This window comes from uncultured Alteromonas sp. (assembly GCF_963976965.1).
In the GTDB taxonomy this organism is placed as follows: domain Bacteria; phylum Pseudomonadota; class Gammaproteobacteria; order Enterobacterales; family Alteromonadaceae; genus Alteromonas; species Alteromonas naphthalenivorans.
Map to the genome: position 1 here is coordinate 223,360 of NZ_CAXBMP010000004.1, position 19,755 is coordinate 243,114.

The following is a 19,755-nucleotide window of genomic DNA, read 5'->3' on the forward strand; positions in this document are numbered from 1 at the left end:
AGCCATATAGTATTAGGTAAGGGTGAGTTAACCCGTTTTTTAAATGTTGCTGGAGTTCTTCTTTTGAATCTTTTGCTGTTGCTACTCACAATGTCGTTCTTAGTACCTGAAAATGGTGCTGGCAATGTATTGAGCAAAGAGATTTCACAAGTATCGAATGACATTAGCATTCAATATTTAGCCTCTTCAAATCTAGATCAAGCCAGTGATAAAGACGAGCTTGATGATGGCGCCTACTTTTTAAGTGCTTTCTTCGCGAGTAGCAAGGTTCCCAATACTCGCTTTTTTACTTACACACTTCTCAGCGATGCAGACTATGCAGCGCACCCTATTCGCGCGCCACCCCACTTTAGTTAAACAAAGTTTTCATCCATCTATCTAATTTGTTTACTATTTTAAGGGGAAGGTAATGCATACCTTACAACTTCATAAAACCGATGCCGCCGATCGTCTAGCTTGGCCTGTTGTTGAAAATAAAGTGTCTGTCACTTCGTCAGCGATGGCGGTGTTCACAGATTTCAAACAATACATGCCACACGTGATTGACGAAAATGCACCTGCTACACGCGTTGAAAAAATCATGCGTCAATCTCATGTCCGTATGATGCTGGTGGTAGATGCCAATAATGCATTCACCGGCATTGTTACGTCACAAGACGTAAGCGAACAGCATATTGTGCAGAAAATTGCTGAATTAAAAGTGCCTAGAGATGGGTTAGTGGTGCGTGATTTCATGCAGGCTAAAACGTCACTAATGTCATTTGATTTCACAGAATTGACAAAATCGTCAGTCGGGGATGTGGTAGAAACCCTTAGAGACTATGGGCAGCATCATTGTTTAGTGCTCGATAGAGATTCTCACGAGGTGCGCGGTGTTATTAGCGTAAGTGATATTGCTCGAGAATTAAGAGCGCCTCTTGATGTTCAAGATAAGCCTACGTTTTCACAGTTGATTCGGGTGTTAGCTGCATAGCTTACTCCGTTTACCCCTGCCAAATGCCACGGCAGAGGCTTTGACTATGCCCGCATCACGCTTGTAATTGCTTCACTTTACCATCATGCCCTCACAATATTGAGGGCGCGATGGTTTACTACATTTCGAATTTTGAAATCATTGACTATAGTTTGATTGTGAAGCATTGAAGAGCGGAGAATTATGAAACCAGTACATGGCTCATTTGTAGTTACTCGGTGCGGTAATATTATGCTTACTCAAGCTTATGGCCCCTGGAATAGTGAGTGTGTCAATGGCTTAGTGCTTGATTACCGAGATAAGTCTATCGATATGCATGGCAGTAATTGGGGTGATATTGTCGTTCTTGAAGGGGAGTCCCTGCTTATTCCCGATGCCGAAAACCTTCTGGCTGAACGTATATCCGCAGTACGTCACCTTGGGTTAACACATCTAGCGTTGGTACTTGAATCATCCTTAGTAAAATCAACCACCCGAAATCAACTTGACGCGGTATACCGTCAAACCGGTGTAGACTTTACTTTCTTTGATACCTACCCGGAAGCAAGGGCGTGGTTAACTCAACTAGGTTACACTCTTGATGAAGATGCTGAGCGCTTTCATTTTGTAAAAACCAAACAACATTGTCAGTAGCTGTAGGCGGCTCGGCAAGTTGGAATGATTTTCGCAATATTCTCGATAAGTAAGATGTTTTAAACGAATGAAATCGAGGCCAAACTATGATCCATAGCACCTATCCACCCAGTGTTGTTATAAAAGCTTTCACTTGGGCTTACCAAGAAGTTGGCTTGAATCAAGCGGAGGCTGCTGATTTACTTGGCGTTTCTGAAACATCCCTATCGCAAACAACGCTACTTGGGTTCGAGCATGGCACGACAGAGTATCGTAGACAGCTCTCTTTCATCCGTATGTATCATTTACTCATTGCGTTGTCAGAAGGGGACAGTGCGTCCATGCAAACATGGTTTCAGCAATACCAAAGTGAAATAAAAACCACGCCTAAAAACTTGTGTTTTACATCAGATGGGATTGAAAGAGTCACTGATTACTTACGAGAGCTAAAGCAAACTGTTGAGCTAAGACCAAGTCTGTCACATTTACGAAGTGCTAACGCGAACTCTACCGCTAGAGTGGTTACGCACTAAAGGCAATAATTTGTGCGCTATTAGATGAAATGCTTAACACGATTAAGCGAGCTCGCCCTGAGCGTCTAATTTGTTCACTTTGTTTATGAAGTTAAAGCAGGCTTCAGGCTGAGTGTTAATTATCATATGACCCGCATTGGGGATAATTTCAGCCATGCTGTCGGGAAGCGATGTAGCAATATATGACATATGCGCATCGGGAGATAAGATAGCGTCTTGTTCACCATACAAAATACCCACCGGGCAGGAAATTTTTTCGTAATGTTCAAACTGTTTATACAAGCTTTCCGTTGATGCTACCATGTCACAGCTAGCTTGATAAAAACTCTCTGAATGCAGCGCTAGCGCCCCACCGCTTTCAATTCCAAAGTTCGAGGGTACCCGCTCTGGGAAAAAGATTTGAGCGACTTGTTTCTTTCCAAAAAGTATACGCAGCGGCGCGGCCAATGTACGACTGATAACCCTGCGCAACCCTTGATAAGGAATGTACAGCATAGATAATGGACCTGGTCCTTTCGTTAAGGGCACGGTTAAGGGGCAAAGCAGCGAGACAGATTTAATTTTATCCGGTGCGTCTAGTGCCATACGTAAAGCAATAGCGCCTCCCATAGAGTGCCCAGCGACATAAGCGTCACGTATGTTTAACTGCGACATCCAATCTAAAATAGTGGCGCTTTGGACGTTGAAATCTGCTGGTATGTTACGATGACGAGTAGAAAAGCCACTTCCAGGGCGGTCAATACTGTATACGGTATAGTGCTTAGCTAACTGATTCGCTAAGGCTGTAAAATTAAGCGCATTACCGGCCAGTCCATGAATAAGAATAAGGGTAGGGCCTTGCCCTTGTTTGGTGTAGTGAATTTTTTCATGCTGCACATTTAAAAATTGGCCTGGTGGACGGAAGTTTTTTTCGATTTTTTTATCGATATGCTGAGTGAAAAGCCACGACGCCAGTAACAGGCAGAAGATAAGTGCGACAATAATATAAATGACCACCACAATATGTTTCCTTTATTAGCGTAATTAGTAAGCTAATAAGAAATGAATAAACAGTCAATGTAAGCCTTTTTCCATGGGGCTGGGTGCAACGCATAAACTGTCAAATAACTTACAAGTGAAGAATATAACCGTTAAGCTATGATTACGATTACCCCTACTATTACGCTAGAAGATAGCGACATTGAAATGCAAGCCATCAGAGCACAGGGTGCCGGTGGGCAAAATGTCAATAAAGTGAGCAGTGCTATCCATCTGCGCCTTGATATACCTGCCTCGTCTTTGCCGCAAGAGGTAAAAGATACGCTGCTAAATACAAAAGACAGCCGAATTTCTAACGATGGCGTGTTTGTGCTAAAAGCGCAGAATTCTCGAACCCAAGAACAGAACCGGGAAGATGCTATTGTGCGTTTGAAAGCGTGGATAGTCAGTGCCACCAAAAAACAAAAACCAAGGAAGGCAACCCGCATGAGCCGTGCGGTAAAAGCAAGACGCGGCGAGGCCAAAAAGCAACAAAGTGTGAGAAAGTCTATGCGGAAAAAAGTGGATATTTAAGCGACTTTAGCCTAAAGTATAGCTCTTCAGCGACGTCGTTTCGTGAAATGAATGGAACATTCTACGTATTAATGAGTTAGATACGAAAAATATACGATTAAAGAATACGTTTTGCGCTCAAGCTGTTGTGGATATTAGGGAATTTCTTCAATGACACGGTCTGACATTATACCTATGGTACTTTTCGCTGCCATCGTTGTCTCGCTTGGGATAAATACGCCACAAGCCGCCAACGAAATTATCGCGAAACTCTTCGGTAAAACTATTTCAAATAGCGAACTACAACCTAGCCAAAGTGATGTAGATCGCTTCCAGTCAATTCTTAGTGACAAATCTGAAGTTGAGATCCGTAAACTTTTAGCTCAGCGTGCGTTAGGCACTAAAATTAGCGAATCTGTTATTGCTGACTTTGCCGACGAGAACAATATTGAGCCTTCAAATAGTGAAGTTGAGTCTGCTTACGCGGTTATAAAAACCTGGACAGTCGATTTAAGCCACAATGCTGAATACTCAGATGAAGAAGTTGAACGTTATCGTTTAGCCATGGCAGAAGGCATGGCTAAGAGTTGGAAGGTGTCTAAGTCACTGTATGAAACCTTTGGTGGAGACGTTGTTTTCCAGCAAAGTAATCCGCTTACCCCCGTTGGTGCCTATAAGGATTTGTTCGAGCAATATCGCTCACAAGGCGAGTTTGTCATTTACGATCCTGTTTTCAAAGCGGCTTTTTGGGAGTCGGTAAGAATGCGTTACTCTAATGTACTTCCTCAAGAAAATATTGATTATTCATCACCTTGGTGGGAAGCTGGACTCAATGCCTCTGGTGATTAAGATGTCTTCATTACGCTGTTTTGTATAGCTTTTTTAGATTTTTGAATTAAATGAAACACCCCGCCTAAAGCGGGGTGTTTTTGTTTGTGGAAAATTTTTTATCGCTTGTTGGGAATAAACTCTGAGGTTCATTCGTTATTTAAGTGTCTTTGATGAAAAACAGGAAATAAACGAATGAACAAACTACATACTGCTTTAATTGTTGCACTAGGTCTTACTTCAAACGTGGCGCTAGCTCAGGCTGTCGATACATCTGTTTCAGTGTTCAATAGCACCCAAGCTTCAACCAATGTATCTGGTGAGCAAGCAAGTGCTACTCAGTCAATGTCCTCACAAACTTCAGCTTCTGCAAACGTAGATGCACAGTCAAATAGTGTTACAGAAACTGAAGCTAGCAGCGAAACGCAAAACGCAGACCAGGCTGATGCTACTGCCACTACTAACGACACATCAGAAACATCTGATGCGGCAAGCGGCGAAATGCTTACTCAACTTACCAGTGCCCAAAGTGCTCTAGTAGGCAGCGGTGCGGCAACGCAAACCATTGCTTCTAATGCTGCAGGCGCCTTAGATATTACCGCTTCAACTGCCACAGATATGGTATCAGGCGCCGTTGATAGCAGTGTTTCGCAGGCGGCGGATGTCAATGCCATAGTCTCCTCAACACTTACCCAATCAGTTGAAGCAGTAGCGCAATCGCAGGTTGAAGAAAGCGTGGCTAGCCAGGTATCTGGCCAAGTAAGTGGGCAAATCGAAAATACGGTTTCCACCACCGTTGAAAACACGGTGAGCGGAAGTATTGCTGGCATTTTGAACCAGTAAAAGTCACGCGGTTCAAGGTAATAGACGAATCTTGAACCGCCGCCACCTCTGGTTATTCCAATAACTATGAAGGTTATATAAACAAGGGGGGCGCTACTCCCAGCCCCGCCCTTACTTCCATGTGTTAATTCCGTGAGCATTCGATTTAGTAGGACACCTGCATGAGCCTTAAAACCTCCACATCATTATTAAGCGTATTAAGTCTATCTATTGCATTAAGCTTAATTGGCAAAATTGCCATGGCGAGTCAGTCAGAAAACAGCGCAGAAACTGACGGACACAAGTTGATAAAAGTGACTGGAGAAGCCTATATCGGTGCTCATCACGACTCAAATGTGAACGTTAGTGAACTTGATACGAATACCGACACATCCGACTCAGCAATTAAAGGGAATGCGAAGCTTAAGCTAGCGTTAATGCCTACCGATAAATGGCAATTCAGTGCGTCTGCACAGCATAGTGAAACGCGCTACAATGCACTGTCGAATTTTGACCTAGCTATCACTACCTTGTCGGGCGAGGCGAGTTACCAATTGTCTTGGACTAAAATTGGCGTTCATCACTATTACGCAAATGCTGACCTTGATAACAATGCTTTTCTCACTTACCAACAAAGCGGTGTTTCATTGGCCAACAGTGCGTTTACGCAAGGTTACTGGCGATTAAGTGTCGACACCATCGATAAGTCGTTTGAATCGGTGCCAGAGCGCGACGCCGATGCGCTATCTAGCCGCATTGACGGTTTCTGGTTTTTTAAAAACCAAAGCTTTATGCAATTGGGCGCGAAATATCAAAATGAAGATGCCTTGAACCAAGCGTTCGACTATTCCAGCTATGGTATTGACGCCAGTTATGCTTACCCCGCCAGCTTGTGGGGTAGCGCACTCGATATCAAGCTCGGTTATGAAATGGAAAACAGACACTATGGTCAAGGTAGCCTAAGCAGCGAGCCTACTGCTTCAGGAGCACCTTTCAGTGAGTTTGAACAACAAGGCGGCAGGCGACGAGAGGATGATAGGCATGTTTTCAAAGCGAGCATAGAATATGCTGCTATGGAGAACGTAGATTTTATCGTAAGCACGCAATACAAAGACTATGGTTCAACCTTAGTATCGGCAGACTATCAAGAAACCATTGGTGAAATTGGTGTTAGATTTCATTTTTGATAGCACAATAGCATTCACTGTTGATTTAACTAATGGAGAATACCTACGCCAAAAACCGGGTCTCGTCCCGGTGCTCCAGCATCTATAGCTTGGTCGCGCAATGTGACTAACGCTTGGGCTGGATTTGAACTAGCGCGAAATAGACAGGCATAGCGGGCTGAAACAAAAGGCGTTGCCATCGATGTGCCGGTCTCACGGCTAGTCGTACCATCTGGATGTGCGACTTCTACTGAAACACCGCTGGCCGCAAAATCAACATAGTTACCTTGATTGGCCCATCGATAGATAGCGTGGTTATTGTCTACTGCTGTTACCGCAATAGTTGACGGGTATGCCGCGGGAAACAAAGGCGGAGAGGCTGGTCCTTCGTTTCCAACTGCTGCAATAATTTGCACCCCTTGCTCACTGATTTTTTGTATAACGTTGGCCAGTACCGAGTTTTCTGGCCCTGCTAAGCTCATATTAATAACATCAACCTGTTTGGCGACTAAATAGTTGAGACCATCAATTAATGATAATAAGGTCGCGCCCTGACTAATACTGTTTCGCGTATAAAAGACGCTAGCGTTATAGAGGTGACTTCCTGCACGCATATTATCTGCCAATAAGCTGGCTACTGACGTACCGTGTACTTGGGTAGTTGGTAAAGCTTGTGGAAGAAAAGGCTGTTGTTCAATAACAAGGTGTTCCAGTGCTTTGTGGTTTTGCGCAATGCTGGTATCTATCATTCCAATACGAACAGGTATTTGGCAAACGCCTGGTTTATCAGTAGTTGTAATGTTAGCTAGCATGTCTTGGTTGTTGTTTTTGATTTTAGCGCTTTCTGCTGCGCCCATGCCTTGCGTTAAATAAATATGATTACGACCTACTTGCGTTTTTAGTGTTTCCGGTAAGCTGTTTCTTATTTGAGACAGTTCATCGAGGCTAGTATTAACCTTTAAACGGTAAATCCATTGGTCTATAGCGGCTAAATGGCGAGACGATTCAATGGTGATGTCGGGGTGAGAAAAGTGAGTTTTGTCAGCCTCGCTACCGACAACTAACCATTCTCTTTCCAATGCTAAAAATCCATCAGGGGCTTTTACTTCTTTTAGTACAAGAGTGCCTGAAGGCGAGGCAAGGCTTAGGGGCGATGGAACAGAAAATTGCGGGGCAGGTATGTTAGCTAAGGTGTCAAACCTACTTTCAACACCTTGTGTTACCTGAGTTTCAAGCACATCTCGCACGGTGCCTACATCAACGGGCACGCTATCAATGATAGGCCTGACGGGTTCGATTATTTGACGGCCAATAGTTAACTGGGCGCTGGCATTTAAGCTTCACACGCTGCCCATTGTAAATATTAAGCCGCCTACTACGCGCTGACAAAGCGATCTGCACTTCATAATTTTACCTCACTTGCTTTGCGACTAAACCCATACAGGCATCACCGGGCCCAGCGTGCTTGTTACTCACCGCGAAGGACTCGGTCAACCTATCCATAAATAAAGCTGGCATAAAACGTGCCCTTAATGATGGGATAACCCTTTTCTCGTACTTAATTAACGTTTGGTGATGTAAAAAATTCCCGTTCCTTGGGAATAAATCACGGCATCAAACGTTAACTAGGTATAAAGCATGATTTCATAGGAAGTTGTATGAAAGAAGAAGTGACTGAACTCGTTCCATCATTAAGAAAATTTGCGTTTTCACTTACCGGCAATATACATGATGCTGATGATTTACTGCAAAATACGATTGAGAAGCTACTGACTAAACCTTTGCCACAAGATGCCACATTAATGGCATGGGCATTTCGAGTTTGCCGCAATTTATGGATAGATGAGTATCGTGCGCAAAAAGTAAGAACAAGTGCGGCGGTTAGCCCTGAATTGCAGGCTAAGGATGAGGCGCATTTGGATGAAGCCCTTTCAGGTGGTATTACGCTAAAGCAAGTAAGTAAAGCCATGGGGGAATTACCCCCAGAACAACGAGAGACCTTGTCACTTATTGCTATACAAGGAATGAGCTACGCAGATGCTTCAGAGGTACTTGAGGTGCCTGCTGGGACTATTATGAGCAGACTTGCTAGGGCAAGAAGCAAACTCAGTAATATGCTAAACCCACAACAAGAGGTGGTGTTATGACAATATCTGACGAAATGCTTTGTGCATTTTTAGACGCAGAACTTAGCGATGACGACATGGAACATGTCAGAACTGCTATTGCCAGTGATCTTGCACTGTCAGACCGCTTAGCGTCTTTAGCGCAGGTAGACATGATGGTGAAAGCAGCGGCTGATGCTGCAACGCAAAAACCTTTACCTAATAGCGTAGTGGCATTACTTGCAGATGATGCGACCTCAGAAGCCTATCTTGAGCAAGCAGATTTCGACTCAGACCATGTAAGTGCAAGCCAGGCAAGTGAGAGGATGCCAAGCAACGTTACTTCGTTTAATCGCAAAGCCCAAGACGCTAAACGTAGTGGGAAGTGGAAATTCCCTTTATCGTTAGCGGCTGGAGTGGCGTTAGTGGCAGGGTTAACCTTGATGCAATCAGAGTATACAGACCCCCTAGATCCTGCTGGCACTTCGTCAACGAATAACCATTGGGCGAATGTATCTACAGCCCTCGATAATAATCTAACGGGTGAGATGATGGTAACCGATGCGGGCATGGAGATAGTGCCACAACTGTCGTTTATGAATAAACAATCACAGTTGTGCAGACAAGCGCAGATACAAGGTGAAGATGAACTGAATATCATGATTGCGTGTAAAAATGAACAAGGCATTTGGCAACTTCACGCGAGTAAGCTGATGACAGCGGGTCGCAACAAAAGTGAGTATCAAACGGCAAGTGCCAATAAAGTACTTGATGAAGAGATAGATTTGTTAATGGTATCGACGCCATTAAACAGAGAACAAGAGCAGCAAGCTATTAATCATGGATGGCAGTCTAAGACTGCCGAAGGAGTCGTTTATGAAAACTAAATTTATAGCGTTTCTAGCAGTAATGCTAATGGCGGGGTGCGCGAGTCAACCCGATTATCGACAGGCATCTAATGGTGGTTTTGGGTATACCGAAAGTAAATTAAGTGAAACCCAATACCGCGTTCACTTCAAAGGTAGAGGGTCTGATAAGAGTAAGGCTATGGACTATGCCATGTACCGTTCAGCGGAGCTGACCTTACTGAAAGGGTATGATTGGTTTGTAGTAACCGATCGGGAAACCATGGTAGATAAAGAGCGCGTACAAACATCACCTCAGGTTGGCTTCAGCCAACGCTATGCGCGGGTAACTGAATGTGGCGTTATTACTTGTAGAACGTCTTATCATCCTACAACCCAGTTTGAATCTGGCATTTTCGTAGGTGGTTCGCAAAAGAGCGAAATCGAAAGTATTTTGAATATTGAGATGGGAAAAGGTACACGGCCCACGTCGGCCACCAGTTTTGATGCAAGAGAAATTAGCAACAACTTAAAACCTGATACGGAATCTTCACCTTAAGCACTTACAAGGTGCTTAGCCCTAAAGGTTAGGTTGTGTTATGTATAAAAAAAGCCCCGAATGGGGCTTTTTTTGTGCTGCAAGCCGTTAAGGCTTAGGTAAAGTGCCTAGTTGAAATGGTTATCCACTTCTTTTTCGGCTTCTTCACGGCTCTTGCCGTATGCTTGCTGAATTTTACCTACTAATTCTTCACGACGACCATCTATTACGTCTAGGTCATCATCGGTAAGTTTACCCCATTGCTGTTGTACCTTACCTTTCATTTCTTTCCAGTTGCCTTCGATACGATCATTGTTCATATGTTGCTCCTTTAAAAAGAATAACCGAGTGGTTATTGTGAACTGCACTTAATAAGTAGCAATCCCCATTCCAAAGATTAACATTATGAAAAATAGAGGTTTTTACTGTTTTAGAAGAAGGTGCTATTGTCAATGCCCTGCATTATTTACAGGGCGCTGAAAGTCATACAGGGTTTTATGTTTCAGCGCGCCCTAGTTAGGCAAGTTGTTGTGCAAAGGCTTCAACATCTTGGCGCTTATCTATCTTATGCTGATCTTCACTGCGCCCTTCACGCCAATAGCTGCTAATGTACACTTGGCTGTGGGGTACCTCTTTTTCGTCCTTAAGCCACGAACGAATTTTTCTCATTTGAGAAAATTCACAGGCAACCCATACAGCAGGGGTTCCTTGTTGCCAGTCAATACGCTGCAAGGCGTCAGACAATGTTGCTTCTTTTTTAGATACCCACTGAATCGATACGCCTTCAGGCTTTTCTAACGTGGTAGCATCGGTTTCATGTTCAATAGCTATAACTGCAATGCCTTTAGTATGGCTAGGAAGTGCTTGTAAATAGTTTCTAATACTGGGCAGCGCTGTCATGTCGCCTGCGAAAAGTACCCAGTCATAATTCTCTGCTAACGCTTTACTGCTACCAGGGCCTGCAATAGTTAGCTTGTCACCTTCTTTTGCGCTTAGCGCCCATGCGGCGGCGGGGCCAGTTACTCCATCTTTTGCATGCACTACCATATCAATGGACATTTGTGCTTTTTGTCTATCGAAGCTGTTTATCGTGTAGGTACGCATAGCAACGGGTTTATCTTTGGCAGGCTGAACGACAGGGTCACCATTTAAATCAAAAAGTAACTTAACGTAAGCGCCAGGGCGAGTGTCTGGAAAGTCTTCTAATGTAGCGCCGCCAAGGACAATACGTTGCATGTTTGGTGTTATACGGAAAGACTCGATAACTTCAACAACACGAGGTGCGGGTTTAGACATGATTTTCTCCAAATACGACAGTGGATATAGCTTATTTGATAATAGTTCTCATTTCCATTTCTAAGATTGGGATGAAATCTAGCTAATAATTCTGGTTTTTAGAAAAGTAGGTCGTAATACGGAAAAGAGGAAGTTTTTTATAGGCAAAAAGAAAGGGGCTAAAGAGCCCCTTAAGAAAAACACAACATAACTTGGAAAACACATTTACACTTCACAAAGCCAACACACTAAATGACTCCATGTATTAGTAAGAGCGGTGGAATAAAGAAAAGTTCAGCAAAATATAAAAATAAATAAAAAGTTTTTAAAAGCGTGATTTTCAGGGCCTCTTTTATCATCGGTTTAGTGGTTTAAAAAGAAAGGAAAGGGTTTAAAAGAAAAGGAAAAAAAATAAACTAACAAGCAAAAAAATGCCCGCCAAAGGCGGGCTAAAATCAGAGGTATATAAAAGGCCGGGAAGGGCCTTAGAGGGGAGAGGCACGCTGTCGGGTGACAGCACACTAATAATATCGATGACATTACTAGTGTTCCTCGATATGGCCATTGCTGAAGGCATAATGCCGAGTCAACAGAGCCAAATAGGTTACAATCCTTTGTTGCACATGGACATCAATGTCTGTGCCAGTGATGTGGGCATCCAGTAACAATCGCGAAAATAGCGTTTGCAACTCTGCATCCTGCAGGCCTTTACGACTTAATCCAAGTCGCCATCACACTCAACTGGCGCAAAAACAGATAATCGGTCATTCACGTCAACAACTCCTTTAAGCAAATCAACCACTCCGTGGGGATTGCTTTGTCGACATCAATGTCAACCTTGCTCGTCATCAAGACGCATCCTTTTTCAACATCCGTGTTGGCGTTAAACGTATTTAACTTTCCGATAAACAACAGAGCGACGTTAACCTTGCTATCAATCCTTGCATCCTTGGCCGACGAATTTCCTTTTACGTCCAATGTTGTCAGCCTGCGCAGATAAAGTCTGTAATATCATGGTTACCTTCGTGGTAACGGTATGCCTTCCTAGCATCATGTTTACGTCTGTTGTTATCCGTTAGTCTAATTAATGCCAAACTTGTGCCAAAACTTAGAGCTGTTTAAATATAATGGTAAATTATTGATATAAATCTATTTTATTCTAAATTTAAAACGTTTGGCATTAATTAGGCGTATGTTAAAAAATATGGGTGGGAAATTTTTTCCTACTGCCGTGTCGTTTCTTACCGACATGCACATACGCAATGACAATCACGGTAACCTTGCTTGAAAATATGCTTGTTTAACGCACAAATTGTAATATAATAAAAATCTAATATATTAAGGTTTTTGATATGAAATTAGCAATTGATATGCTTTTGCATGTAAGCACGCACAAAGGGCGATGGGTGTATTTTTTTCTCGCCGTGATAACGGCATTTGCCGCTTTTCAAATGCGGTTAATTCAGATTGATACCGATCCTGAAAACATGCTGGCGGAATCTCATCACTCTCGTACCTTTCATAATGAGGTAAAGCAAACCTTTTCCATGCACGATGCGATAGTGGTTGGTTTGGTGGTGCCGGAAAAGGGTGCCAAAAGCGACGAGGCCACAAGCGGTATATACACGCCAGACACCTTAGCAGCCATTCACCAAGTGACTGACCATGTATTGGACATAGAGGGTGTTATTAGCCAGGACGTCATGTCGTTTTCAACGGTAGACAACATTAAGCAGGGTAGTGACGGTAGTCTTGAGTTTTCATGGTTAATGGCCAGCCCACCTGAAACCGCAAGCGCAAGTGCTGAACTACAAAAATCTATCGAAAGGCTGCCGTTACTGTACGACACACTGGCTGCGTCTTCAGGTAACGCTGCTGCTATTTATATCCCTATTGCCGACAAGAATGAAAGTTATCGCATTGCCCAAGATATTCGCGCTTATTTAACGAATGTTGACACGGCAGGCCAATGGCACATCACAGGCTTACCTGTTGCTGAAGATCAGTTTGGGGTAGAAATGTTTGTGCAAATGGCTATCGCTGCACCTGCGGCTGGTGCCATGATTTTTATTCTTCTGTTCTTATTTTTCAGAAATTGGTCGCTTATTACTGCGCCCATGATAGTGGCGATGGCTACAGTTATCATTACCATGGGTGCTCTCATTGGCATGGGATTCACTGTGCACATTATGTCATCCATGATTGCTATTTTTCTCATGCCAATCGCGGTAGTCGACTCAGTACACATATTGTCTGAATTTTCCGACCGTTATAAGCCAGGTGAAAATGCAGGTAAGGTGATCACTCACGTGGTTGAGCACCTGTTTAAGCCCATGCTGTTTACCTCACTCACTTCATCAGCAGGCTTTTTCTCTTTAATGCTAACCCCTATACCGCCCGTGCAGATCTTTGGTGCTTATATTGGCTTTGGCATTTTATTGGCATTTTTGATTACTCTTACGTTTATCCCTGCTTATATTTCCCGTATGTCGCCCGCGGCATTAAGCAAACTTCAAGTCGCGCTACATCAAAATGAAGAAGCAGATAATAATGAAGGCAGTACCACGTTACTAAAACGTACCGTTACTAAACTACGCTACATCGCGCTAAACCACAGAGCGCTGATTATTGCTGTATTTGGTGCAATTACCCTAGTATCAGCGTGGGGAATTACGCAAATTAATATCAACGACAACCCTGTGCGTTGGTTTAAACAAGACCATGAAATAAGGGTGGCAGACAGGGCCTTAAATGCAGAGTTTGCGGGCACGTACAATGCTTATTTGGTCATTACAGATACCAATAAAAGCATTGATGCTATCAAGGTATTAAATGAGGCAAATTTACCATCAAGTTTAGATGAATGGGTTGAGCAAACTCAGGTGTCGATAAACCAGAGCGACGATGCTAACAAAATGTCGGAACTTGCCATGCGTATTGATGATGCGCTATTTAGCAATCTCGACGATGATGAACTAACCGCGTTAGACAACTTATTGCAAGTCGTTGATGCCGCGAATGGGAATGCCAATACCTTCCAACAGCCCGCAGTACTTGCGCATATTGAGAAGTTACAAGCGTACCTAGATACTCAACCTTTAATTGGTAAATCACAGTCTTTGGTTGATGTAGTCAAAGTGGTGAATCGTGAGTTGCGCTCAGGTAATGAGGTAGACTACGCATTGCCCACCAACAACCGAGGCGTGGCACAAACCCTAATGCAATATCAGTCTTCCCACCGTCCTCAAGACCTGTGGCATTTTGTCACGCCGGATTATCGCCAAACGCTGATTTGGCTACAGCTAACCAGCGGTGACAACCAAGATATGACGAATGTCATTTCGCTTGTTGAAGATTACTTTGCTAATAACCCACTACCAGAAGGGCTAAGCTACGACTGGGCAGGTAAAGCCTACTTAAATGTGGTGTGGCAAGAAAATATGGTAACAGGCATGTTGGAAAGCTTGCTTAGCGCCTTTGTCATTGTATTTGTGATGATGGTACTACTGTTCCGTTCTTTAGTTTTTGGCGTGCTCGCTATGCTTCCCCTTACCATCACGATTACCTTTATTTACGGGCTTATTGGCATTGTGGGTAAAGACTACGACATGCCTATTGCTGTACTTTCGGCGCTTACCTTGGGGTTATCTGTGGATTTCGCTATTCACTTCCTTGCTAGGGCGCGTGAAATCTATAAGGAAACGGGTAGTGTGCCAGACACCTTAGACGCTATGTTCGATGAGCCTGCCAGTGCAATAACGCGAAATGCGTTGGTGATAGCACTGGGCTTCACCCCTTTACTGCTAGCGCCGTTAGTGCCTTACATAACGGTGGGTGTTTTCTTGGCGAGTATCATGGCGGTTTCTGCCTTGGTGACTTTGTTGGTCTTACCCGCGGCCATGGTATTTTTAAAACGTTGGGTTTTTAAAGGAGCTTAATATGCGTAATTCAATGCTTCACATCACAAATGTTAATCGCGTTTTCTCTGGTATGGCACGCGCTAATACTCACATCAACACTAAAACCTCCAACTCGAGTGTTCGTGTTTGGTTAACGAGTATGTTGCTACTTTGCTTTTCTTTTGCCGCGGTGACTCCCGTTACCGCGAATGCGCAAGAAGACGTGGCGAGTATTATTGCGAAGTCAGAAAAGGCCGCCTATTACGCAGGCAATGACGGTAAATCAATGGCGCGAATGATCATCGTAGATAGTCAAGGGCGTAAACAAATGCGTCAGTTCACGATTTTGCGTAAAGACGTGCTAAACAATGAAGGTACTGAAAGCGGCGACCAAAAAATGCTGGTGTTTTTCAGCCGCCCAACCGAAGTAAAAGGCACGGTGTTTAGAGTTGAAAAGCACACCAACATTGATACCGATGATGATCGTTGGTTGTATTTACCGGCCCTTGATTTAGTAAAGCGCATTGCCGCTGGCGATAAACGCACCTCGTTTGTCGGTTCACACTTTTTTTATGAAGATGTGTCGGGCCGTGCAGTGTCAGAAGACAACTTCACTATGCAAAATACCACCGATACCCACTATGTGTTACGCGCAACGCCTAAAAGCGCCGGTAGCGTAGAGTTCTCTCATTATGTCGTAGAGATAGACAAGCAAACCTACTTGCCCACGCTAATCAACTTTTTCAAAGGAGATGATAATTACCGCCGAGTTGAAGCGGTATCAGTAGACACAGTTCAAGGGTACCCAACGGTAGTACGAAGCAAGGTGTCTGATTTAGCATCAGGGGGTTATACCTTAATGGAATTTCGCGGTATTCAGTACGATATTGCGTTGCCAGACAGCGTGTTTAGCGAACGTAGCTTGCGAGTGCCACCACGAGAGTTTGTGGAGTAATCGTGATGCGGGCAGCACAGCTTTTTTCAGGGAAATACTTTGTTAGCGCACTTTTTGAGGTCGGGCTACCGGGAATAGCGCTACTTGCAATAGTGCTGCTGGGAATAAGTGTTTCAACTCCGGTGTATTCACAAGCACTCCAGAATGAAATTGCACAAGATGTACCCGCTAAAACTGAACAAATCGACAACCCCGAGCCTGCTAGTGACGATAGTTTGGAAAATGAAGGGTGGGATGATAACAGCTGGGGCAACGAAGGTTGGAGTGACGATAATTGGGATAGCGAAGACTGGGGCGAGCAGGACAATAGCGCTACCGCTTACACCTTAAGTGGATTTGTCGAGTTAGCGGCAGGAAACCGAGTAGCTACTGACGCTGCCATTGATGCTAGCAGCACCTTACGAGATGCAAGAGTGCAACTACGCGCTGATTACGCGCTAGCAGCATCGAAACTTAGTTTTCGGGGCGATGCGTGGTACGACGGCGTTAAACATCAACGAGAATTTCAGATACGTGAGCTAGCATGGCAAGGCAATCTTGCTGCTTTGGGCCAATGGGGCAATGCTTTTGACCTGAAAATTGGGCAGCAAGTACTCACTTGGGGAACAGGTGATTATGTCTTTCTAAACGATCTTTTCCCAAAAGATTATCAGTCATTTTTTTCTGGCCGTGATGATGAGTATTTAAAAGCGCCCAGTGCTTCTATTAAGTTATCTGGGTATTGGGAGGCCATAAATATAGATGTTGTGGTGACACCAGAATTTGAACCTGATATCGGTATTACAGGAGAAGTCTTTTCCTTTTTTAGCCCCCAAGCCGATGAAAATATCGCGCCAGCGTATACCGTAAGTAATGAGAATACGCCTAGTGGTAGTGAAGTGGCGTTGCGGGCGCATCGCACATTTAGCAGCTCGATTGGGAGTATTGAGGCTGCGTTATACGGATATCGAGGTTATACCAAGCAACCCACCGCCGTAGATGAATTGGGTGCGCCGCGTTATAGCCGCTTAAATGCCATTGGCGCCAGCGTCGTTATGCCATTGGGTAAAGGGATTGCAAATGCAGAGTATGCGTATTACCGGAGTGTGGAAGATAGTGAAGGTACTGATCCATCTGTGAGTAATTCCCAGAGCCGCTTCTTACTGGGTTACAGCCAAGAAGTGATGGCTAATGTAACCGGCGCTGTGCAGTGGTATACCGAAGCCATTCAACATCATGATTCACTATTGACTCATTCACTCTACCCAGAATATGAGCAAGAAGCGTATCGCCATTGGGTTACAGGTCGTATTACATGGCAGGCGTGGCGACAAACCCTCACTATCAATAGCTTTCTATTTTATTCACCTACGGATAATGATGGTTATTTGAAAGCTAGCGCCAGCTATTCGCCGACTGATAAATGGCAGGTTCGAGGCGGAGTAAACCTATTTAGCGGCGAAGAAACACATACTTTCTTTGCTCAATTCGAAGATGCCAGTAACGTCTATTTTGCGTTTAGGTATTTTTATTAGTTTGCGCAGCAAACAAATGTAGTCGTAAATTTTGTACAAATTAACTGGGTGCGATTATTTAAGAGGAAATGATAATGTCTCAGGAAAAAGCATTGACCGCTTTTGCGGGCTTCATGGTGTTGTTGTCGGTTGTGTTAACCGTATGGGTTCACCCAAACTTTGTATGGTTTACGGTGTTTATTGGCGCCAACTTATTTCAGCAAAGCTTTACCGGCTTTTGCCCCGCCACACTTTTTTTTAAAAAGGTATTGGGGCTAAAAAGCGAAAGAGAGCTGGCTCAACAGCAAAACTAGTTTAACGATAAGCGAATTTAAATATTCGCGAAGGCACTAGTTAGGCTTAAGCGTTGATGGCTAGCTACGCTTACCAAGAACCATACATAGGGTTAGGCAAAATAAACAAGCTAGTGCCGACTTCAGGCAGTATCGCTGGCAGATAAGCATCTTCCTGCGTTACCCCTTGAAAATCTTCAATATTATCGCCAATTTGCATAATAATATTATGCGGTTTGTTCCAACCCTCACTTGCCGTGTCATTCGTGAGCGAGCAAGCTGGCGAGCCTTGCTTTACGGCATTACGACGGCGGTCTTTATCGTTCACAATGTACTTATGATCAACGGCCTCTTTGTCGGCAGGTAATCTGCCCATAATACAGGTGTTGCTTGGTGTAAGCGGCAAGCCCATGGCGAGCAAGTTATTCCACGTGTGGCTGTCTAAGGTTTTATCGCGGTTAGTAATAAGGGCAATTTTTCCACCTCTTTCAATCACGGTTGTTAGAAACTTATCTACACCGGGAACTAACGTGGCTTCTTCCCTTTTTATCCATGCGTTCCAGCTTTCGCTTGAATACCCCAAGCCTTTTGACTCACGCTCTTCTTGATAAAGGCTGTTATCTAGCACGGTTTCATCTACATCTAGCACGATTACGGCAGGCGTTTGCTGATTTTCAAAGGTTGCAGGCAGTGCGGCGGTAGCTTGCTTATAAACATAGGCGCTAAGAAGTGGATACTCTTTACTCTGGCGTTGGTATTTCACAGCGTTAGATAAAGAAAAAGACGCTTCTGGCGCAGCGTCCGCTACGCTGGTGTCAGCCTGTGGGGTAGTAACACAGGCTGATAGCGCGCTTAGCGCCAAACAAGACACGGCAATAGGTCGCAGTGCGGTCTTAAGAGAAGTCGAAGCAGTGGTAAACATGTTTATAGTCCTTGCTTGGCGGTAACGGTTTATCTTCGCCAATGAAAATTTTGATGCGTTACTTTGACACAAAACGTTCCGGCTTCAAAATAAAGGTAACTTGCCCGAGCCTCACTTTGTCGTATTACTGATAAAACTAACTAGCGCCGGGCCTAATGCTTCTGCAAAGTCTCAGGCAAAGTCGAGTAAATCGGTGCCAAAGAAGTTATCGATAATGCATCGCCATTCACCGCTGTCGTTTCGCTGCATCACATACACCGCTCGTTTGCCGTCGCAAGGTAATGTGTGGGGAGCGGCTTTTGGCACTAGGTAAAGCTTAGCGATTACTAACGCCACATCACCCGCTTCAATTACAATTTCATCGCCGGTGGTAACGATATGCTCCGGCATGTATTTGCGTTGGAAAGTTTGTAGTGCGCTAACACAATCGTGCTGGGCTGTGCCTTTTAGCGGCGTAGATACCACCTTGGCATTATCGCCATAGCAGGCGCTAACCGAAGCTGGATCGTTTTCGTTTACCGCGTTATGCAAACGGGCTAATAACTGAGTGATGTTGTTCATGGCTGTCGTCTCGTTTGTTTTTACCGCGAAGACAGACTTAAGAAAAACCCGCCTTGGCGGCGGGTTTTAGTGATGTTTTACGTACGCACTAACTTTCCCGCCAATTATTAATAATAATAGCGAGGAGGATAATTGAGTTTAACGCCAAACCTTGGCGCGGTGCTGAAAACAGCAATGTGCGTAATGTCATAACCGCAGTATTTAATTTGCCGAATAAAAAGTCAATGACTTTGTGGGGTAGATTCTCATCGCTTAACAGATGATGTGCTAGGGCAATCGAAACGCGCGGTAAACCCATCCATGGGCGCTCCGCCACAGCATCCATGCTGTGGAGGGTTCCGATTGCCCTAGCACACCATCTATACTGAGTTCGTACGGTAGTAATCGGCAAGCCCGTAAATGTTC

General features: G+C 44.2%; 23 protein-coding genes. 16 read left to right on the forward strand and 7 right to left on the reverse strand.

The genetic code is table 11. The features are described 5' to 3' along the window. The first annotated feature begins 63 nt into the window (after window positions 1–63). The 4 genes from AAC006_RS05330 (at window position 64) to AAC006_RS05345 (ending at window position 2,118) form a co-directional block, all read left to right on the forward strand. Complete coding sequence (locus AAC006_RS05330) at window positions 64–357, forward strand: hypothetical protein (RefSeq protein WP_013786477.1); 294 nt, start codon at window positions 64–66, stop codon at window positions 355–357. Window positions 358–409: 52 nt separating this feature from the next. Beyond that, entirely contained in the window at window positions 410–973 is a 564-nt protein-coding gene (locus tag AAC006_RS05335; protein ID WP_013786476.1) for a CBS domain-containing protein, read from the forward strand. Between the two features lie 183 nt (window positions 974–1,156). Then, window positions 1,157–1,606: a hypothetical protein gene (locus tag AAC006_RS05340; protein ID WP_013786475.1), complete on the forward strand. Its 450-nt coding sequence runs from the start codon at window positions 1,157–1,159 to the stop codon at window positions 1,604–1,606. Between the two features lie 86 nt (window positions 1,607–1,692). Continuing rightward, the gene (locus AAC006_RS05345; RefSeq protein ID WP_013786474.1) at window positions 1,693–2,118 is read left to right on the forward strand and encodes a hypothetical protein; all 426 of its coding nucleotides are present in this window, start codon (window positions 1,693–1,695) and stop codon (window positions 2,116–2,118) included. A 42-nt stretch (window positions 2,119–2,160) separates the two neighbouring features. Here AAC006_RS05345 and AAC006_RS05350 read toward each other — a convergent pair whose 3' ends face one another. Then, window positions 2,161–3,117, reverse strand: coding sequence for an alpha/beta hydrolase (locus tag AAC006_RS05350; RefSeq protein ID WP_339890862.1), 957 nt, complete (start codon window positions 3,115–3,117; stop codon window positions 2,161–2,163). A gap of 138 nt (window positions 3,118–3,255) precedes the next feature. Here AAC006_RS05350 and arfB point away from each other — a divergent pair, with 138 nt between their 5' ends. The 4 genes from arfB (at window position 3,256) to AAC006_RS05370 (ending at window position 6,485) form a co-directional block, all read left to right on the forward strand. After that, on the forward strand, window positions 3,256–3,669 hold the full coding sequence (gene arfB, locus AAC006_RS05355; RefSeq protein WP_126874021.1) for an alternative ribosome rescue aminoacyl-tRNA hydrolase ArfB: 414 nt from the start codon (window positions 3,256–3,258) through the stop codon (window positions 3,667–3,669). A gap of 150 nt (window positions 3,670–3,819) precedes the next feature. After that, a complete protein-coding gene (locus tag AAC006_RS05360) occupies window positions 3,820–4,497 on the forward strand; it encodes a hypothetical protein (protein WP_013786471.1) in 678 nt (225 codons plus the stop codon). 174 nt (window positions 4,498–4,671) lie between these two features. Continuing rightward, entirely contained in the window at window positions 4,672–5,319 is a 648-nt protein-coding gene (locus tag AAC006_RS05365; RefSeq protein WP_339348894.1) for a hypothetical protein, read from the forward strand. A gap of 161 nt (window positions 5,320–5,480) precedes the next feature. Then, window positions 5,481–6,485 (forward strand): hypothetical protein, encoded by a 1,005-nt coding sequence (locus AAC006_RS05370; RefSeq protein WP_013786469.1) that lies wholly within the window; start codon window positions 5,481–5,483, stop codon window positions 6,483–6,485. A gap of 29 nt (window positions 6,486–6,514) precedes the next feature. Here AAC006_RS05370 and AAC006_RS05375 read toward each other — a convergent pair whose 3' ends face one another. After that, on the reverse strand, window positions 6,515–7,732 hold the full coding sequence (locus tag AAC006_RS05375) for a S8 family serine peptidase (RefSeq protein ID WP_208804542.1): 1,218 nt from the start codon (window positions 7,730–7,732) through the stop codon (window positions 6,515–6,517). 390 nt (window positions 7,733–8,122) lie between these two features. Here AAC006_RS05375 and AAC006_RS05380 point away from each other — a divergent pair, with 390 nt between their 5' ends. The 3 genes from AAC006_RS05380 to AAC006_RS05390 are packed head-to-tail and all read left to right on the forward strand — an operon-like array spanning window position 8,123 to window position 9,973. Beyond that, complete coding sequence (locus AAC006_RS05380; protein WP_013786467.1) at window positions 8,123–8,611, forward strand: RNA polymerase sigma factor; 489 nt, start codon at window positions 8,123–8,125, stop codon at window positions 8,609–8,611. Beyond that, on the forward strand, window positions 8,608–9,456 hold the full coding sequence (locus AAC006_RS05385) for an anti-sigma factor (RefSeq protein ID WP_208804541.1): 849 nt from the start codon (window positions 8,608–8,610) through the stop codon (window positions 9,454–9,456). Before AAC006_RS05380 ends, AAC006_RS05385 begins: the two co-directional genes overlap by 4 nt. Next, on the forward strand, window positions 9,446–9,973 hold the full coding sequence (locus tag AAC006_RS05390) for a hypothetical protein (protein WP_126874025.1): 528 nt from the start codon (window positions 9,446–9,448) through the stop codon (window positions 9,971–9,973). The genes AAC006_RS05385 and AAC006_RS05390 overlap by 11 nt, the downstream gene beginning before the upstream one ends. A gap of 107 nt (window positions 9,974–10,080) precedes the next feature. Here AAC006_RS05390 and AAC006_RS05395 read toward each other — a convergent pair whose 3' ends face one another. Then, complete coding sequence (locus AAC006_RS05395) at window positions 10,081–10,272, reverse strand: CsbD family protein (RefSeq protein WP_126874026.1); 192 nt, start codon at window positions 10,270–10,272, stop codon at window positions 10,081–10,083. 196 nt (window positions 10,273–10,468) lie between these two features. Next, window positions 10,469–11,248, reverse strand: coding sequence for a siderophore-interacting protein (locus AAC006_RS05400; protein WP_288388818.1), 780 nt, complete (start codon window positions 11,246–11,248; stop codon window positions 10,469–10,471). 512 nt (window positions 11,249–11,760) lie between these two features. Between AAC006_RS05400 and AAC006_RS05405 the strand changes: the two genes are divergently transcribed. From AAC006_RS05405 to AAC006_RS05425, 5 genes are all read left to right on the forward strand, one after another. Further along, window positions 11,761–11,892 (forward strand): hypothetical protein, encoded by a 132-nt coding sequence (locus tag AAC006_RS05405; protein WP_256771023.1) that lies wholly within the window; start codon window positions 11,761–11,763, stop codon window positions 11,890–11,892. A gap of 687 nt (window positions 11,893–12,579) precedes the next feature. Continuing rightward, entirely contained in the window at window positions 12,580–15,165 is a 2,586-nt protein-coding gene (locus AAC006_RS05410) for an MMPL family transporter (protein WP_208804539.1), read from the forward strand. Between the two features lies 1 nt (window position 15,166). Beyond that, window positions 15,167–16,081 carry an outer membrane lipoprotein-sorting protein gene (locus AAC006_RS05415; RefSeq protein WP_013786459.1) on the forward strand — a complete coding sequence of 305 codons (915 nt, stop codon included), beginning with the start codon at window positions 15,167–15,169 and terminating at the stop codon, window positions 16,079–16,081. A 5-nt stretch (window positions 16,082–16,086) separates the two neighbouring features. Beyond that, window positions 16,087–17,595 carry a hypothetical protein gene (locus AAC006_RS05420; RefSeq protein WP_013786458.1) on the forward strand — a complete coding sequence of 503 codons (1,509 nt, stop codon included), beginning with the start codon at window positions 16,087–16,089 and terminating at the stop codon, window positions 17,593–17,595. Window positions 17,596–17,669: 74 nt separating this feature from the next. Further along, window positions 17,670–17,888 (forward strand): DUF2892 domain-containing protein, encoded by a 219-nt coding sequence (locus AAC006_RS05425; protein ID WP_013786457.1) that lies wholly within the window; start codon window positions 17,670–17,672, stop codon window positions 17,886–17,888. Between the two features lie 70 nt (window positions 17,889–17,958). Here AAC006_RS05425 and AAC006_RS05430 read toward each other — a convergent pair whose 3' ends face one another. The 3 genes from AAC006_RS05430 to AAC006_RS05440 all read right to left on the reverse strand — a co-directional run. Beyond that, window positions 17,959–18,789, reverse strand: coding sequence for an HAD family acid phosphatase (locus AAC006_RS05430; RefSeq protein ID WP_013786456.1), 831 nt, complete (start codon window positions 18,787–18,789; stop codon window positions 17,959–17,961). A gap of 171 nt (window positions 18,790–18,960) precedes the next feature. Beyond that, the gene (locus AAC006_RS05435; protein ID WP_013786455.1) at window positions 18,961–19,350 is read right to left on the reverse strand and encodes a DUF4440 domain-containing protein; all 390 of its coding nucleotides are present in this window, start codon (window positions 19,348–19,350) and stop codon (window positions 18,961–18,963) included. An 88-nt stretch (window positions 19,351–19,438) separates the two neighbouring features. Beyond that, window positions 19,439–19,755: hypothetical protein (locus AAC006_RS05440; RefSeq protein ID WP_339890868.1), on the reverse strand; the 317-nt coding region annotated here is incomplete at its 5' end.

Excerpts from the sequence above, each read along its gene's own strand:
- AAC006_RS05395 (WP_126874026.1), bottom strand. The coding sequence starts at position 10,272 with ATGAACAATGATCGTATCGAAGGCAACTGGAAAGAAATGAAAGGTAAG.
- AAC006_RS05435 (WP_013786455.1), bottom strand. The coding sequence starts at position 19,350 with ATGAACAACATCACTCAGTTATTAGCCCGTTTGCATAACGCGGTAAAC.
- AAC006_RS05370 (WP_013786469.1), top strand. The coding sequence starts at position 5,481 with ATGAGCCTTAAAACCTCCACATCATTATTAAGCGTATTAAGTCTATCT.
- AAC006_RS05340 (WP_013786475.1), top strand. The coding sequence starts at position 1,157 with ATGAAACCAGTACATGGCTCATTTGTAGTTACTCGGTGCGGTAATATT.
- AAC006_RS05410 (WP_208804539.1), top strand. The coding sequence starts at position 12,580 with ATGAAATTAGCAATTGATATGCTTTTGCATGTAAGCACGCACAAAGGG.
- AAC006_RS05360 (WP_013786471.1), top strand. The coding sequence starts at position 3,820 with ATGACACGGTCTGACATTATACCTATGGTACTTTTCGCTGCCATCGTT.
- AAC006_RS05430 (WP_013786456.1), bottom strand. The coding sequence starts at position 18,789 with ATGTTTACCACTGCTTCGACTTCTCTTAAGACCGCACTGCGACCTATT.
- AAC006_RS05380 (WP_013786467.1), top strand. The coding sequence starts at position 8,123 with ATGAAAGAAGAAGTGACTGAACTCGTTCCATCATTAAGAAAATTTGCG.
- AAC006_RS05420 (WP_013786458.1), top strand. The coding sequence starts at position 16,087 with ATGCGGGCAGCACAGCTTTTTTCAGGGAAATACTTTGTTAGCGCACTT.
- arfB (WP_126874021.1), top strand. The coding sequence starts at position 3,256 with ATGATTACGATTACCCCTACTATTACGCTAGAAGATAGCGACATTGAA.
- AAC006_RS05400 (WP_288388818.1), bottom strand. The coding sequence starts at position 11,248 with ATGTCTAAACCCGCACCTCGTGTTGTTGAAGTTATCGAGTCTTTCCGT.
- AAC006_RS05405 (WP_256771023.1), top strand. The coding sequence starts at position 11,761 with ATGACATTACTAGTGTTCCTCGATATGGCCATTGCTGAAGGCATAATG.
- AAC006_RS05385 (WP_208804541.1), top strand. The coding sequence starts at position 8,608 with ATGACAATATCTGACGAAATGCTTTGTGCATTTTTAGACGCAGAACTT.
- AAC006_RS05425 (WP_013786457.1), top strand. The coding sequence starts at position 17,670 with ATGTCTCAGGAAAAAGCATTGACCGCTTTTGCGGGCTTCATGGTGTTG.
- AAC006_RS05415 (WP_013786459.1), top strand. The coding sequence starts at position 15,167 with ATGCGTAATTCAATGCTTCACATCACAAATGTTAATCGCGTTTTCTCT.
- AAC006_RS05345 (WP_013786474.1), top strand. The coding sequence starts at position 1,693 with ATGATCCATAGCACCTATCCACCCAGTGTTGTTATAAAAGCTTTCACT.
- AAC006_RS05335 (WP_013786476.1), top strand. The coding sequence starts at position 410 with ATGCATACCTTACAACTTCATAAAACCGATGCCGCCGATCGTCTAGCT.
- AAC006_RS05365 (WP_339348894.1), top strand. The coding sequence starts at position 4,672 with ATGAACAAACTACATACTGCTTTAATTGTTGCACTAGGTCTTACTTCA.
- AAC006_RS05390 (WP_126874025.1), top strand. The coding sequence starts at position 9,446 with ATGAAAACTAAATTTATAGCGTTTCTAGCAGTAATGCTAATGGCGGGG.